The 15,302-nt window shown below is 43.5% G+C and carries 14 protein-coding genes; 11 read left to right on the forward strand and 3 right to left on the reverse strand.

Annotation, left to right across the window (positions count from 1 at the left end; all coding sequences use genetic code 11):
* Positions 1–34: 34 nt before the first annotated feature.
* Positions 35–1,033 (reverse strand): LacI family DNA-binding transcriptional regulator, encoded by a 999-nt coding sequence (locus ACQQ6X_RS03180; protein ID WP_305168080.1) that lies wholly within the window; start codon positions 1,031–1,033, stop codon positions 35–37.
* 176 nt (positions 1,034–1,209) lie between these two features.
* Here ACQQ6X_RS03180 and ACQQ6X_RS03185 point away from each other — a divergent pair, with 176 nt between their 5' ends.
* The 7 genes from ACQQ6X_RS03185 (at position 1,210) to ACQQ6X_RS03215 (ending at position 10,828) form a co-directional block, all read left to right on the forward strand.
* Complete coding sequence (locus ACQQ6X_RS03185) at positions 1,210–3,018, forward strand: cache domain-containing sensor histidine kinase (RefSeq protein ID WP_305168081.1); 1,809 nt, start codon at positions 1,210–1,212, stop codon at positions 3,016–3,018.
* Positions 3,011–4,117, forward strand: a complete 1,107-nt coding sequence (locus ACQQ6X_RS03190) for a response regulator transcription factor (protein WP_305168082.1) — start codon at positions 3,011–3,013, stop codon at positions 4,115–4,117. Before ACQQ6X_RS03185 ends, ACQQ6X_RS03190 begins: the two co-directional genes overlap by 8 nt.
* 196 nt (positions 4,118–4,313) lie before the next feature.
* Entirely contained in the window at positions 4,314–5,615 is a 1,302-nt protein-coding gene (locus tag ACQQ6X_RS03195; protein ID WP_305168083.1) for an ABC transporter substrate-binding protein, read from the forward strand.
* Between the two features lie 79 nt (positions 5,616–5,694).
* Entirely contained in the window at positions 5,695–6,573 is an 879-nt protein-coding gene (locus tag ACQQ6X_RS03200; RefSeq protein ID WP_063211085.1) for a carbohydrate ABC transporter permease, read from the forward strand.
* Positions 6,574–6,601: 28 nt separating this feature from the next.
* Positions 6,602–7,444 carry a carbohydrate ABC transporter permease gene (locus ACQQ6X_RS03205; protein ID WP_305168084.1) on the forward strand — a complete coding sequence of 281 codons (843 nt, stop codon included), beginning with the start codon at positions 6,602–6,604 and terminating at the stop codon, positions 7,442–7,444.
* A gap of 193 nt (positions 7,445–7,637) precedes the next feature.
* On the forward strand, positions 7,638–9,224 hold the full coding sequence (locus ACQQ6X_RS03210) for an alpha-amylase family glycosyl hydrolase (RefSeq protein ID WP_305168085.1): 1,587 nt from the start codon (positions 7,638–7,640) through the stop codon (positions 9,222–9,224).
* Between the two features lie 539 nt (positions 9,225–9,763).
* On the forward strand, positions 9,764–10,828 hold the full coding sequence (locus ACQQ6X_RS03215) for a Gfo/Idh/MocA family protein (protein WP_305168086.1): 1,065 nt from the start codon (positions 9,764–9,766) through the stop codon (positions 10,826–10,828).
* Between the two features lie 117 nt (positions 10,829–10,945).
* On the opposite strand, the gene ACQQ6X_RS03220 is transcribed toward ACQQ6X_RS03215, so the two are convergent.
* Entirely contained in the window at positions 10,946–11,464 is a 519-nt protein-coding gene (locus ACQQ6X_RS03220) for a DUF3231 family protein (RefSeq protein WP_305168122.1), read from the reverse strand.
* Between the two features lie 151 nt (positions 11,465–11,615).
* Between ACQQ6X_RS03220 and ACQQ6X_RS03225 the strand changes: the two genes are divergently transcribed.
* The 4 genes from ACQQ6X_RS03225 (at position 11,616) to ACQQ6X_RS03240 (ending at position 13,859) form a co-directional block, all read left to right on the forward strand.
* On the forward strand, positions 11,616–11,879 hold the full coding sequence (locus ACQQ6X_RS03225) for a WGxxGxxG family protein (RefSeq protein ID WP_305168087.1): 264 nt from the start codon (positions 11,616–11,618) through the stop codon (positions 11,877–11,879).
* A gap of 203 nt (positions 11,880–12,082) precedes the next feature.
* Positions 12,083–12,511, forward strand: coding sequence for a MarR family winged helix-turn-helix transcriptional regulator (locus ACQQ6X_RS03230; protein WP_305168088.1), 429 nt, complete (start codon positions 12,083–12,085; stop codon positions 12,509–12,511).
* Between the two features lie 147 nt (positions 12,512–12,658).
* Positions 12,659–13,681 (forward strand): NADH:flavin oxidoreductase/NADH oxidase, encoded by a 1,023-nt coding sequence (locus tag ACQQ6X_RS03235; RefSeq protein ID WP_305168089.1) that lies wholly within the window; start codon positions 12,659–12,661, stop codon positions 13,679–13,681.
* 40 nt (positions 13,682–13,721) lie between these two features.
* Positions 13,722–13,859, forward strand: coding sequence for a hypothetical protein (locus ACQQ6X_RS03240; RefSeq protein WP_305168090.1), 138 nt, complete (start codon positions 13,722–13,724; stop codon positions 13,857–13,859).
* Here ACQQ6X_RS03240 and ACQQ6X_RS03245 read toward each other — a convergent pair.
* Positions 13,854–15,239 carry an MFS transporter gene (locus ACQQ6X_RS03245; protein WP_305168091.1) on the reverse strand — a complete coding sequence of 462 codons (1,386 nt, stop codon included), beginning with the start codon at positions 15,237–15,239 and terminating at the stop codon, positions 13,854–13,856. The two genes, ACQQ6X_RS03240 and ACQQ6X_RS03245, sit on opposite strands and share 6 nt — an antisense overlap.
* Positions 15,240–15,302 lie beyond the last annotated feature (63 nt).

The following is a 15,302-nucleotide window of genomic DNA, read 5'->3' on the forward strand; positions in this document are numbered from 1 at the left end:
TTACGTAAGGATACTTATCAATGACAAATGACTCTCAAGTATTGGTTTTACTGTTTAAGCATGAGCTTTCCCGTATGACAAGCTTAGTCCCGATCACGCTGTACGCAGGTGGTTCACGTCCTTCAAACCGTTCAGATAGCAGCTGCACGGCAGCTTTTCCCATCTGTTCAGGATAGGCACGCACAGTAGTTAGCGGAGGCTGCACGAAGGCAGCCATCTCAATGTCGTCGAAGCCGACAATAGCCATATCTTCCGGTACCTTGACTCCATGTCCATGAAGGGCGCGGAGGGCACCGATGGCGAGCGGGTCGCTTGCGGCGAAGCAGGCTGTCGGTCGTTCCTGCTCGGCTAGGAGCTCGTTCATCATGAGATAGCCATCCGCGGTACTCCAGGCACCTATACGGACGAACTGAGGATTGTACAGTCCTCGTTCCCGCATGAACCGTTCAAAATAATGCGCCCTTCGTTCTCCATCGCTTTTGCCGCCGATAAATCCGATTTGTCGGTGGCCAAGCTCAAGCAGATGTTCGAGCGCCTGATCGACCGCTTGCCGGAAATGGAGTCGCACGGAATCGTATTCCAGCTGCTCATGGTACTGATCAACAAGGACAATGGTGTTCTTATCTGGATATAGCTTGGACACCTCCTCAGGATCAACGCCTCCCACTACAATCAGCCCGTCTGCCTTCTGCAAGGTGCCGAGAGAGGAGCGGCCTCGCAGCGTCTGCCCCAATGTCAAACCAAGCTCTTCACAGCGTAATTCAATTCCACGGCGGATTGAGGCATAATACGGATCATCCCTTTCCTCCTCAATGGAACACCACAGCAGGAGTGAAACCGTTTTCCCGGCACGCTCCGTGTTCCTCTTTAACTGCCTCAGCCGGGAGGGCTTATACCCAATCTGCTCAGCAATTAAAAAAATTCTGTTTTTGGTGTCTGGGCTCACGGACAGTGACAGATCGTTATTTAAAACCCTTGAAACGGTTGCGGCAGACACACCCGCTTCGCGGGCAATGTCTTTAATGGTTGCCAAAGAGCTCACACCTTTTTAGTTAATAATTTTACTAAAAATCGACTTTATCCTAACATATCCTTTTGGCACTTTCAAGATGGGCTGTTGAATTTTTTTAACATTAATTTAGTTCTATTACTGTTCAGATTAGTTATGTTAACATGATGAATATTCTCTTGATGCCGGAGGGGTTCTATGTGGAAGTTCTGTCACTAGCTCGCAAGTGGTTTGGTCGTCTTCGTTTTAAAAGCAAGGTTATCGCAGTATTTCTCCCGCTCATTATTATTTCTCTGCTTATTCTTGGACTTCTGTCCAACCAACTTTTTAGCCGTTCATTGATAGAGAAAACTACCAGTAATGTAGTGGACGAATCTCAGCTTATCTTGTCCCGAACAGACTACATATTCAGTAGTGTGGAAACAGCGGCCAATATTATGGTCACGAATATTAACCGGATGTATGATTCCTACAGTGTTAGACCCAATACTGCCGTGGATCGTGTTCAATTTAGAAACCTGATGCAAAGCCGCCTATCTATTGATTTGTCAATTTTTCGCGAGGTGGATGCAGCGGTATTTATTGATAATGAAGGGACAATTTTCGCTTCTTATACCGAAAGTGGGGATGATAGAAAAGTCGATAGCATGCTCAAGCGAGTGAGGGAATCCGAAAGTTATGGACAGGCACTCTGGTTTGATATGGAGAAGAGAGATTTCCTGACACCAGATCCAAACTCTCCGGTTTTGACACTGGGAAAGATGGTCATTAATATTGACACCGGCGAACCGTATGGAACGCTTTTTCTGTTAGTGAAAGAAGAAGCTTTGTCTGATTATTTTCGTTCCAGCGATCCCGATGCACCCAAATCTTATTATTTTTTAGATAACAAAATGCGTGTGGCTGTGGCAGAAGACAATGGGATGCTGATGAAGCCAGTGAATTCACAATTGGTGAAGGCGATCCAACGTTGTGGGGCTAATGTGTCCCAAAAAACGTGCTCATTTGAGAATGATGGCAACCTGGTGACGGTCAATGATTATAACCGAATGGGCTGGAAGTTAGTCAATATTGTTTCTCTTAGTCTACTTACAGCTGATGTTCGGCAAAATGTAAGGCTTACGCTCTTAATCGGCGCATTGTGTCTTGCCTTTTCCTGGCTAGGCGCTAGCTTTTTGTCCAAAATGGTCGTTAGCCCGCTCGAACAACTGAATAGAGCAATGCGGAAAGTAGTAGCCGGCGACTTGCAATCGGTTGCGACAGTCCGAACAGAGGATGAAATCGGTACCATCGCTGAAGCTTTTAACTTTATGATAAAACGGATTCGGGAACTGCTGGATGAAGTAAGGCAGGAACAGAACCGCAAGCGTGAATATGAACTTGCGCTGATGACGGCTCAAATAAAACCGCATTTTCTGTATAACACTTTAGATACCATTTATGCACTTAATGAGCTAGATCGTAATGATGAGGCTCGCGATACTACGAAAGCACTGGCAGATTTCTATCGAATGGTGCTAAATAAGGGACGGGAACTCATTATTTTAGAGAAAGAAGCTCAGATTACGGATGATTACCTGACAATTCTGCAAATTCGTTATCCCGATGTATTCCGCTATGAAGTGGATATCCCTTCAGAACTTGCGGGTACACCGATCCCGAAACTCTCACTCCAACCACTTGTTGAGAATTCAATTTACCATGGACTTAAGAAGAAAGGAACAAAAGGATTTATCCGTATATTTGCTTTTAAACAGAATGATAGGGTGATCGTGCGGGTGGAGGACAACGGTGTGGGGATGGATGAAATTCAAGTTCAGAACATTATGTCCAGACATTTACCTAAAGAAGGAATACGATCAATCGGTACCTACAGTGTTCAGCAACGGCTGAGTCTGTATTTTGGCGATGAGTATGGGATATCCGTACAAAGTGCTCTCGGAGAGGGAACCATTGTTGACCTATCGCTACCAATGCTGCCAAGGGGGAGTGAACACCAAGATGTATAAAGTGATGATTGTTGATGATGAGCCGCTGTTCCGAGACTTTCTGCGTATAAAGATAGACTGGGAAAGTCACGGCTTTCGGGTTTGCTGCGAAGCCAGGAACGGGCAGGAGGCACTTCAGGAAGCCGATCGGCATCAGCCGCATCTCGCCCTCGTTGATATCAATATGCCATTTATTGATGGAATTGAATTAGCCGAAAGGTTGAAAGTCAAGTTCGAACGAATCGTGATTGTATTCATTTCCGGACATAACGAGTTTGAATATCTACAGAAGGCCGTTCGAACTGGAGTGCAGGATTATTTACTAAAACCATTCAATGCAGAAGAGATGCTCTCCATGTTGGAGCGTATTAAGCCGAAATTACCAGTGCTTCCACAGGAGAGCGAAAACGCAGAGCTAAGAGGACATGGCGGTGAAGCGCTGCAGAGCAGAGCGAGTATGCCTGATTTGGGACATCTACGCGATGCGGTTGTGCTTGACCTCCGAATGAAAGACAGTGAAACGTTAGAGGAGATCCGTAAGGCAATTCGTCAGCTTAGCATATATAAATGGGGAGACGAATATGCAGATGCAATGCTTATGGGGATTGTATCTCTGGCACTTTCCTTTGCGAGTGAACGAGGCATTCCTTATGACCGGCTATGGGATGACGGAGGAGACAAGTCTCCTTACGATCGGCTGCGGGAGTTAGATTCCTGGATGGCTGCTGAAGGTTGGATGCTCGCCCTGTACCGCAAGCTGATCCAGTTGATGGAGAATATGCGCCCTACAAAGGCTTCCAATTTGTTTGCGGCGGCGATCAACTATATTGAGGAACATTATGCAGACGCAGAGTTATCTGCCGAGCAGGTTTCCTGCGGAGTATTCGTCGATCCCAGCTATCTGCGGCGTGTTTTTCGCAAGGAGTCTGGCTTCTCCATCGTGGATCATATTACACACATCCGGATGAAAAAGGCCAAGGAGCTTTTGCTGAATGGAAATCGGAAGCTGTCAGAAATCGCTGAAAGTGTCGGATACAGTGACCCTAATTATTTCAGCAAATGTTTCAAGAAACGTTTTGGTATGACACCAACTGAATATGAGCAACTCAAAAAAAGGTAGCATCTTCCTTACGGGGTTCAAGCACACCGATTAAGTCTGGCGGTTTTCCTATTTTGGAGGACCGCTGCTCTATTTGTCCCGTTTTTTACTGATAATACCCGTTTTATTCCTTAAAGAAGAAAAGAAGCAGCAGTATACTGTAGTCAAACAAATGAAAGCGCAATCATCAAAGACTCTACAAGAGGGGGATAAACAAATGAAAAAAAAATTCAAAATTTGGAGTGCAGCTTTGCTAGTGCTCACCATGTCCGTCGGATTGGTCGCTTGTGGTGGAGATAACTCAGCCTCTACCAAAAACGGATCAGGGGACGGAACGATCAAATTGAAGGTGTATGCGCAGCATTTCGATGAAGATACCATAAAGCCGTTTGATTATGCGGTGGCAGAGCTCAAAAAGAAGATGCCAAACGTAGAAATTGAACTGGATCCTGCCGTGCAGGACGGAGGTCAGAAGCTTAAAACATATGCAGCAACAGGCAACATGCCGGATGTCTATTTAGCAGATTGGTCAGTTCTGCAAACTTTTGCAAAATCGAAAAATGTTGAGGTGCTGGACAACTATGATACAACAGCCGAATTTAAGAAGAATCTTAACCCGGGTGTTGAATCGCGTTTGGTAGCTCCTGATAATCATGTGTATGCCTACCCTGAAACTGGTATAGAATTCCAAATGATTTATTATAATAAGTCCATTTTTGAGAAGGTAGGAATCAAGACACCGCTTAAGACGATTGATCAGATGGCCGATGCAGCGAAAAAGTTGAAAGCTGCTGGTTATGTACCAATGTCAATTTTTGCAAAAGAAAAATGGATTACGACTGCTTTTTATAATGGACTGGTGACAAGGGAGCAGCCGCGTGGATTCGGAGCACTTGATGAAAAAGGTGTAAAAGCATTGCCAGAAGCATTCGTAACAGCGGCACAGCAGATGAAGCAACTGCAAAAAGCTGGATTGTTTGATGCAAACGCTACGAACACCAATTATGATCAGGCATCGTCCCTATTTTATCAGGGCAAAGCTGCTATGTTCGTGAATGGACAATGGGAAATTTACAGCTCCCAGGAAAAGCTGGGCGATCAAGTCGACTGGATGTACTGGCCTGCAAAGGACGAAGCAACCTATGAGAAGTCCAAATATTTTATTGACGGCTCAGGTTCCCCACAGGGTTACGCAGTATCATCGAATAGCCAAAATAAGGAAACCGCCGTAAAGGTAGCGGCATTCCTTGCCTCAAAGTCAGCAGAGTACAGATATACCCAACTTGGAAGTCCAATTGTTCCAGTGAAAGTTGATAAGCCAATGGCCTCCAACGTTCCAGCAATGATGCAGCGAGTTGTCAAAGAGTTGCTGCCAAATGCGCAGGAATATGCGCAACTTCTGAGTAATACAAAAATTCAGAACACGATTAATGACAATACTCAGAATATGATGGTAGACAACTTTTCTGAAAACGATTTTGTAAGCAATCTGAATAGCACATTGAATAAAGAAAACTGAGAATTCATGGAATCGTCATCCCTTGGCAGCGTAAGGTGCCTGGGGATGACGTTCCAAAGATAAGGGGTGGAAGCAAGACATGAACAAATATATGGGAAACAAATCAGCGCTCGCACTGTTTCTCCTCCCTGCTTTGATACTGTATAGCGTGATTTTGATATATCCTGTGCTACAAACCGTCATTCGCAGCTTTTATGATTGGGATGGCCTGAGCACGCTGACCTTCTCTGGATTGAGTAATTACAGAGAGCTCTTCTCCGATCCTTTACTTGCTACTTCGCTTAAGAACGGATTAATCTTTGCCATTGTGCTGGCGGTCTTTCAGATCGGACTGGGAACGCTATTAGCGCTAATCTGTGCCGATCCACGCACACGCGGGCGAAAAATACTGAAAACGTCTTATTTTATCCCAGTTGTCCTATCGGTCACCGTGGTGTGTCAGCTGTGGATCGCAATCTATGATCCCACCAACGGATTAATTAATCGGCTGTTTGATCTCTTAAATATTCCCTATCAGCAAAATTGGCTGAGTTCCCCGACAGCATCCATTATTGCCATCGCCTTCGTTAATGCCTGGCAGTTTATGGGATACCAATTTGCGTTGCTATATGCAGGAGTGAAATCAGTACCCGAGGATTACTTTGAAGCTGCCACGATTGATGGCTGCAGCAAATGGAGAGCGCACTGGCATGTCACGCTTCCTCTAATGAGAGAGACATACAAATTTTGCTTCATCATTGCGATTACTTCTGGAATTGGGGCCTTTGTGCAGATGCTGATTATGACAAACGGCGGGCCTGGAACTACAAACTATACATTGACATTCATGATATACCGCTATGCTTTTATGGAAAGCAATTATGGGTATGCGTGTGCTGTATCCGTGCTGCTTGTACTAATCTCGCTATTGGCAACTGTAGTTATCAATAAGCTGTTCGACCGCGGACAAACCGCCTGATAAGGCGTGTATTGAAAAGGAGAACGAAATGAGTAAAATCGCTTTGAGCAAATTCAGACAAGCTGTTCTGCAGATACCGCTGTGGTTGTATTTTATTATTTCGGTCTACCCGTTGTTCTGGATGGTTTCTTATTCGTTCAAGAATAACGATGAGATCTTTGTCTCTAACCCATTTGGACTGCCCACGCATTTTCGCTACGAAAATTACATCAATGCATGGACGCAGTTTAATATTCCACGTTACTTTTTGAACAGTCTGGTCGTATCCACGATTTCGACTCTGTTCATTCTTTTGCTAGCTCTGATGTTTGCCTTCGCAGTAGCTCGTATGAGATGGAGGTTCCGTTCTGCAGTCCGGACTTATATGATCATAGGAATGTTTATGCCACTGCAGGTTATCATGATCCCGCTGGCGATTCTGGTTCGCGATTTTCATCTTACAAATACGTACGGAGCTCTTATTCTTCCCTATATCGCAATTGGGCTTCCTTTCTCTTCAATGATTTTTTACGGGTTCCTTATAGGAATTCCTAAGGAGATCGAAGAGGCGGCATGCATGGATGGAGCTAATATTTATAGACTGTTCCTGAAGATCATTTTGCCACTTGCATTACCTGCCATTGCAACTGTAGCCATTTTTCAATTCTTGAACAACTGGAATGAGTTCACTTTGGCCTATATTCTCATTTCTGATGAAAATATGAAGACACTGCCACTCGGATTGCTTTTCTTCCAAGGCTCTTACAGCACGGATTGGGGAGCTATGGGTGCTGTGATGACCATGGCCTCCTTGCCAATGGTGCTCGTCTATCTGTTCTTGAGTGAACAAGTAGAACGGGCGATGACGGTAGGGTCCGCTGTAAAAGGATAAGAACGGATATGAGACAAACTGCCTGGGTTAAGGATCACCAACAGATCCTCTGACCCAGGCAGTTTGTTCGTTACAGACATCAAACAATAAAATCGATATTTTCCACTATAATAGATAATAATATCCCCTTTTTTTGGATGGGTTTTCTTTATAATGAAGGCGCACCCATAACAATTAAAGGAGCTGATATATTTTGATTCGTAACAAACGCTTAAGAAACTGGTCCATGATCCTGTTAACGGTGCCTATGCTCACGATGTTCGCCTCAGGTGCAATGGCCGAGCAAGAAATGAATGGGCATAAGCCTCCGGATTCTGCTGGAAGCGGCGTGTTTTACGAAATTTATATTAATTCTTTTTATGATTCGAATGGGGACGGGCACGGTGATTTGAAAGGGATTACACAAAAGCTTGATTACTTAAACGACGGCAACTCCCGTTCGGGCAAGGATTTGCAGGTTAGTGGCCTCTGGCTCATGCCCATGAATCCGTCTCCAAGCTACCATAAATATGATGTTACCGACTATTATCAAGTGGACCCGCAGTATGGGAATCTGGATGATTTTCGCACCTTGACGAAAGAAGCAAAACGAAAGGGTGTCAAGGTGATCATCGACCTTGTTATCAATCATTCGAGCAGCGAGCACCCTTGGTTCAAGGAGGCCAGCACCAATCCACAAAGCAAATACCATGACTATTACGTATGGGCAAATGAGAAGACAAATCTGGATGAAAAGGGATCATGGGGCCAGCAGGTATGGCATAAGAATCCGAATGGCGAAGGGTATTTCTATGGTACCTTCTGGTCGGGGATGCCAGATCTGAACTTTGACAATCCAGAAGTCCGTAAGGAAATGATTAAAGTCGGTAAGTATTGGCTGCAACAGGGTGCAGACGGCTTCCGGCTTGATGCGGCGATGCATATTTTTAAAGGGCAAACGAAAGATGGTGCCGATAAAAACATTGCGTGGTGGAATGAGTTTCGTTCCGAGATGGAAAAGATAAATCCAAATGTATATCTGGCTGGAGAGGTATGGGATAAACCGGAGACCATAGCTCCTTATTACGAATCACTCCACTCCCTGTTTAATTTTGACCTAGGCGGAACGATATTGAACTCTGTGAAAAACGGCCGGGATCAGGGTATCGCAACATTCGCTGAGAAAACGCTGAAGCTGTACAAATCATACAATAAGGCGGCACTTGATGCTCCGTTCCTAAGCAATCATGACCAGACCCGTGTTATGAGCGAGCTGGGCGGGGATGTGCGAAAAGCCAAGCTGGCTGCATCCATTCTTTTGACGCTGCCAGGTCAGCCGTTTCTCTATTACGGAGAAGAAATCGGCATGAAGGGAGAGAAGCCCGATGAGTATCTTCGAGAGCCTATGCGCTGGTACAAGGGAGAAGGCCGCGGTCAAACGACGTGGGAGGTACCCAAATATAACCGAGGCGAAGTATCGGTAGAAGTGCAGATGCGGGACAATGATTCCCTGCTACAAAGCTACCGCACGCTCATCCGTCTGAGGGAAGAACATGAAGCTCTTCGTAGCGATAATCTAGAACCAATCCAAGCAGGCTCTGACAACGTGGCGGCATACCAACGTTCTTCTGGCAAAGAAACATTGTATATATATCATAATTTGTCAGGGGAGCCGGTTACGCTCCAGATGAAAGATGGGGATAAGCAGAAAAGGAAAGTAGTCTTTTCCAGCTCCAAGGGTGTAAAAATAAAGAAAGATACGGTGACGATTCCCTCATTCAGCTCTCTAATTACCAAATAGAAGAGCTGGGCATACGCAGCCTTACAGCCTCAATAAAGATGGATATTTATTGGTGAGTTCATGTGGGGGGTGGAGACCCCCCTCGTGAGGAGGTAGTAACTTAAACACGAATTACTGATTCATGATTTCCCAAATTAAAGTCTTCGGGAGACGTTGAAATGTTCTATTCCCCGCATAATGAATACATCAATTCCTCTGCGAAAGTAGTGCTAGTTGGTATTATACCTGGTTGGAGGCAGATAAAAATTGCTTTCTAAACTATTTGATTCAGATTGCTCGTTGTTACATACAACTTCCTTAATTTGATCCCCAATTTTGTAAAAAGTCAATGCAGGAAATTTTGAGTGAGTATTTATCCAATGCTAAATCTCGTAGATCATAATATCCCCTTTTTTTGGGGGGAGATTTGCTTTATAATGAAAGCGTATGCAGGATAACATCTTACGGATGACCTGCTTGGCAATAACCGATTTACAATTGAATTCGATCCAGGAGCAACCGTTTGATATGTGGTGGCTCAATTTAGGAGTGGAAGGAAAATGGAAATGGACAATCGGAAATATAATGTAGTTATTGTCGGTTATGGAGGTATGGGAAGCTACCATGTTCAATTAATTGAACCTATTGAGCAGCTTGCCATTGGTGGTGTATATGATATTGTCGACTATCGGATGGAATTGGCTGCAGCAGCCGGGTATAAAACCTATCCCAGCCTAGATGCCGTTCTTGGCGATCAGGATGTAGATATTATATTAATAGCAACGCCTAATGACGTTCATAAAGAAATCGCAATCCAAGCACTGCAAGCTGGTAAACATGTGATTTGCGAAAAGCCAGTTACGATAACGAGCGCAGATTTCCTAGATATTGTCGAGGTGGCCAAGCAAGAAAACCGTATCTTTACTGTACATCAGAATCGTCGGTGGGATGAAGATTTCCGGATTGTCAAAGATATGATCAGCAAGAAGACCGTTGGCGATCTATTTCATTTGGAATCCCGGGTTCAGGGGGCTAACGGCATCCCAGGCGACTGGCGGCAATTGAAGGCGTACGGTGGAGGAATGCTGCTGGATTGGGGAGTACACTTGTTGGACCAGCTGCTTCTGTTTACGGACAGCAAAATCGAGAGCGTGACCGCTACCTTAAGTTATATTCTGGGGACAGAAGTGGATGATGGCTTTAGCAGCTTCATTGAGTTCAAGGACGGTCTTACAGCAGTCATTGAAGTAGGTACAACGAATTACGTAAAGCTGCCGCGTTGGTATATTAAAGGAACCGAAGGTACCGTTGTGATCAAGGATTGGGATTTGAGTGGAGAGATTGTCACCCGGAATCCTGATGTCGCTCACGTGGAACCCAAACCGATTCAAGCAGGTCAAGGATTGACGAAAACGATGGCACCGCCATCGGAAGAATCCACCCTTAAGTTCCCGATTGAGAAAATACCTGCTGCAGCAGAAAGTTTTTACGAAAACTTTGTCTCCACCATTGAAGGCAAAGCGGAGCTTGCGATCAAAAGCGAAGAAGTTCATCGTGTACTGGTGCTGATTGAGACGATTTTTGAAGCAGCAGCGACCAAGAGTGTGATTCGAAGAGATATTTAAAGAACCACAAGGTTACTTATAAAGTACTGGGAATGACTAGTTACAAATCTAACCCCCATTGTTCTCATATTGAGAATAATGGGGGTTGTTTGTTATAACTTTCAATTTAATCTTTTTTTAAACATCAACAGCTTCTGGCCTTTTCACTTGAAGTGGAGGAGGTATCAGCCATCCTTTTTCTTTAGTCAATTGAAGAATCTTAACTCCCAAAGCGCTTTTAGTAAGATGATATTTTGCAAACAAGGCGCCTATATCCTCTCTGATGGACTGACCCATAACTTGACTGCAAGCCACCATTCCCAATGTGGTATCAGATGCAATTTTAGCGGCGATCTCTGGATCAGTAAACCTTGCACCAACAGGAATATCTTCAAGTTTCGCTTCAGGTCTTTCAGGTAAGACTGGCGCTGGAGCTATCCCATTGTCATTAAGGAGCGTATCGCACTCTTTAATTTCAAGTCTGGCTTGATCAATAAGTGCTTCCAATATTTTTTTCAAATCCTTATCTCCTGCGTGATTTAGGAATGCTTGATAGAAGGATAAAGCCCCTTTCGCAACCAATGAGAATTGCCAAACACTGAAAATTTCGCCATAATGCATAGGTTCATTTTTTGGATTTCCACTTAATATTCCCATCATAACCTCTCCTATAATATTTTTTACACCAGACTTATAGTTCCAATCATTGATCAAAACTATCCAAATAAATTTGTAAATGCATAAGGGAATAACGAGCTTCTTTTTGGAGAAATTATATGCATCACACTTTTAGGGAGGATTCCTGGTTATGAAAAAACAAATAGTTACTGCTGTAGCTTCAATGTTCTTCTTTGCAGCTTTAGTCACCCCTTCATCAGCACAAAGTGCAAATGTAGATGTGGCCAATAACACTAACGCTAATAACGCTTATCACAGCAACAATTCAACCTACAACGCTAACAGTGTACCAAACACCGTAGGTAATGATAACCATATGGATTGGGGATGGCTTGGCTTGCTTGGGTTACTAGGACTGGCTGGAATGCGTAGAAAAGTATCCGACCACAAATAATAAGTAAATTACAATGGGTTTCAAAATAAAGCACCTTCAGGAGAATGCTTCCATTAAATATGGAGGCTGATTTTGAAAGGTGTTTTTGTGTTCTGTTCTTAGTTTTTGACCATTCCCAGTAACCCTGATAGAATTAATTATTCCCTATGATGACTCCTATATTATGTGTTATTTATACTTCAGAATAGAACGGGTGAGTCGAGATGCAAGACAACAATAATATTGAATTTTTAAATATTTGGCTGTCTCTTAATAAACTTCAAACGAATATCAACGACGAATTGGAACATGCACTTCAAGAAAACTATAGTTTATCCTTAAACGAATTCTTGGTTCTATATTTTTTATCTCAAACTGAGGAAAAGAAATTGCGATTACAGCAGTTACAAGAGATGGTTGGATTAAGCCAAAGTGCGTTATCTAGACTAGTGGTCAGAATGGAAGCGAAAAGCTGTGGAGCTTTGCAAAGACATATATGTGAAGATGATCGTAGGGGAATCTATACAAGCATGACCGATTTTGGTGAAAAGAAGTTTGACAAAGCACTCGAAACCTTCAACCAGGTTTTGGAATCCACCCTTTTGAAAAATGGATTGAAGCAAAAATTACAATCCCTCATTGAAAAAATTTAAGACCTGGAGAATACATTCTCTAGGTCTTTATTTACGTAAACGCAAGTTTAAACGCAAGTTGACAAATAAAAATACATGCTATATTATATGCATGCGCATGCATTCATTGTGGTGTTCATTATAAAACCTAGAAAGGGGTCTTTCTAAATGAAAGATTTATTTAGTCCTTATCAATTTAAAGGTTTGGAATTAAAGAACCGGGTTGTCATGCCTCCTATGTGTCAATATTCTGTTGATAAGAAAGATGGTATAGCTACGGATTGGCATTTCATGCACTACGTAAGTCGTGCAATTGGTGGAACGGGATTTATTATAATTGAAATGACCGATGTAGAACCAGATGGACGGATTTCTGATTTCGATCTGGGATTGTGGTCTGATGAGCAAATTCCTGCACTGAAAAGAATTGTAGATGCCTGTCATAGTTATGGAGCAAAAGTAGGTATCCAAATTGCTCATGCTGGACGCAAAGCAGAAGATGCTGAAGTGCCTGTTGCACCGTCCGCTATTCCATTTGATGAGAAATCTAAATTACCTAGAGCTCTTTCAACACAAGAAGTTAAAGAAATGGTGGAGAAGTTCCGCGGTGCTGTAGCCCGTGCTGTGAAGGCCGGAGTTGATGCCATTGAATTACATGGAGCTCACGGATACTTAATCCATCAATTTCACTCTCCTCTTACCAACCAAAGAGATGATGAATACGGGAAAGATCTCACAAAATTTGGTCGGGAAATTATTCAGGTAGCCAAGGCAGAGATGCCGGAAGACATGCCGCTTATCATGCGTATTTCCGCAAAAGAATATGTAGCAGGAGGATACGGTATTCAAGAAAGCATTTCTTTTGCCAAAGAATATCAACAAGCAGGGGTAGATATATTTGATGTTTCTTCAGGCGGGGAAGGACCTATCGCTGCGTGGGGTAGACCAGGCAGTCACGCAGCATATCAGGTGTCACTTGCTCGAGAAATCAGACAAGCACTTGATGTTCCAGTTATTGCAGTCGGAAGACTAGATGACCCAATCCTGGCAAACGCTGTAGTAGGAAATGAGGATGCAGATCTTGTGGCTGTCGGGAGAGGAATGTTAAGAAACCCTTATTGGGCTCTTGAGGCTGCAACAAACTTGAAAAAAGAAATAACGATCCCGAAACAATATACTACAGGTTTTTAGATACTAACATGAAGGATAATACCTCCAGGTGTTCTTGTAAATGAACCCGCAAGTGGAAATGACTCAAAAACAGCCGATCGCTCGGCTGTTTTTTAACTTATCTCCTTTCTCTTGCGTTGAAAAATTAACGTTAAATAAAGAGTGGAGAGGGTTATTTGAAGAAACGGTGAACCTATGACTCTCGCAATTGTACTGACTCCCGGCGCCGCCGACTCATGAATACCAAAGACAATGCAATTATCGTAAGGACAATCCCAAGCACTTGAAATCCCTCAAAGTTGAACTTATCTCCCATTACGATACCAATCAACAATGAAGAGAAAATAGTTCCCAGATATCTTGATGTATTAAACAATCCGGATGCTACACCGATTATTTCTTTTGGAGAACTTTGGAACAAGGCTGCTTGCATACCTACATTGTTCAGCCCGTTGCTAATACCGAATGCAGCCAAAGCCAAACACACGCTGATCACCGGAGAAGTTGGATTTAATGTTACAAGCCACACCGATCCCAATGTCATCAGGATTGCGGATACCAGTAATGCCGGTCTGGGTCCTGATTTATCGATCCATCGTCCTGCTATTGGAGAAGCAGCTAGCGAGCACAAGCCTAAGCTTAGCATGAGAATTCCGGTTTGGAATTCGCTTATATGCCTTACCACTTGCAAGTAGGACGGAAGCCCGAAAAAAAGCGAGTAATAGAGTACATTAACGAGCATGAATTCGACATTAATCCAAGTCAACCCAGGATATTTGGCGAACGTGCGCAAGGGAATAAAGGGTGACGTCGCATTTAGCTCATATCGTACGAATGCCCCCAGCGTAACGAGGCCTATTAGACCGATAATGACGTTTCCTAACGAAATATGCCCAGATGATTTAACCGAGAGTAACCCTACGAGCAGGGCAACCAGCCCTAATGTGAAGAGGAGGACGCCTCTTGCATCAATCAAATCAAACCATTTACGAAAGGACATATTGCGTGCAACAGATGTTGACGATTCGTCCCTAGGAATAGTCCTCCAAGCCAATAGAAAGCTGGCTACCACAAACGGAATATTGACGAAAAAGATGGCAGGCCAATTCCACCAATGAACCAAAATCCCGCCAATAAAGGGTCCAATTGCTGCCGCACCTGATAGGAAAATGGACAAAACAGATAGTGCAGTCGCTTGTTTCTCTCTAATATGAATTCGAACAATAGCCATTCCAACCCCAACCATCATGCTTGTTCCGATGGATTGTACAATGCGAAACATGATGAGCCACCCAAAGTTTGGTGACAACGGAGCTAATAATGATGCAATGAAGGCTACAACAAGACCAGTAAGAAATATCTTCCTACGACCGAATAAATCGCTGGCCTTTCCCATGATAGGTTGAGCTATGCTACTTGCAATGTAGAAAGAAAAAATAATCCAGGAAACACCTGTAAAGTCAAGTTGGAACACATTTTGCAGACTTGGAATCGCAATAGAAACCATTGAAGAATTTAATGGGTTCAATAGTATCCCTAGACCAACTGAAATCATTAACCACCAGCTGCGAACACTCATTTCTGTCCCCCCAATAGCGAATTAATGTCATCGTACTTGAAATCTATTATTTATTCCAATGCA

Origin of the sequence: Paenibacillus ottowii, from assembly GCF_050516475.1 — a bacterium.
Lineage (GTDB): Bacteria > Bacillota > Bacilli > Paenibacillales > Paenibacillaceae > Paenibacillus > Paenibacillus ottowii.

Coding starts and splice junctions, on each gene's coding strand:
- ACQQ6X_RS03190 (WP_305168082.1), top strand. CDS start 3,011: ATGTATAAAGTGATGATTGTTGATGATGAGCCGCTGTTCCGAGACTTT.
- ACQQ6X_RS03195 (WP_305168083.1), top strand. CDS start 4,314: ATGAAAAAAAAATTCAAAATTTGGAGTGCAGCTTTGCTAGTGCTCACC.
- ACQQ6X_RS03200 (WP_063211085.1), top strand. CDS start 5,695: ATGAACAAATATATGGGAAACAAATCAGCGCTCGCACTGTTTCTCCTC.
- ACQQ6X_RS03205 (WP_305168084.1), top strand. CDS start 6,602: ATGAGTAAAATCGCTTTGAGCAAATTCAGACAAGCTGTTCTGCAGATA.
- ACQQ6X_RS03215 (WP_305168086.1), top strand. CDS start 9,764: ATGGAAATGGACAATCGGAAATATAATGTAGTTATTGTCGGTTATGGA.
- ACQQ6X_RS03220 (WP_305168122.1), bottom strand. CDS start 11,464: ATGGGAATATTAAGTGGAAATCCAAAAAATGAACCTATGCATTATGGC.
- ACQQ6X_RS03225 (WP_305168087.1), top strand. CDS start 11,616: ATGAAAAAACAAATAGTTACTGCTGTAGCTTCAATGTTCTTCTTTGCA.
- ACQQ6X_RS03230 (WP_305168088.1), top strand. CDS start 12,083: ATGCAAGACAACAATAATATTGAATTTTTAAATATTTGGCTGTCTCTT.
- ACQQ6X_RS03235 (WP_305168089.1), top strand. CDS start 12,659: ATGAAAGATTTATTTAGTCCTTATCAATTTAAAGGTTTGGAATTAAAG.
- ACQQ6X_RS03240 (WP_305168090.1), top strand. CDS start 13,722: ATGAACCCGCAAGTGGAAATGACTCAAAAACAGCCGATCGCTCGGCTG.
- ACQQ6X_RS03245 (WP_305168091.1), bottom strand. CDS start 15,239: ATGAGTGTTCGCAGCTGGTGGTTAATGATTTCAGTTGGTCTAGGGATA.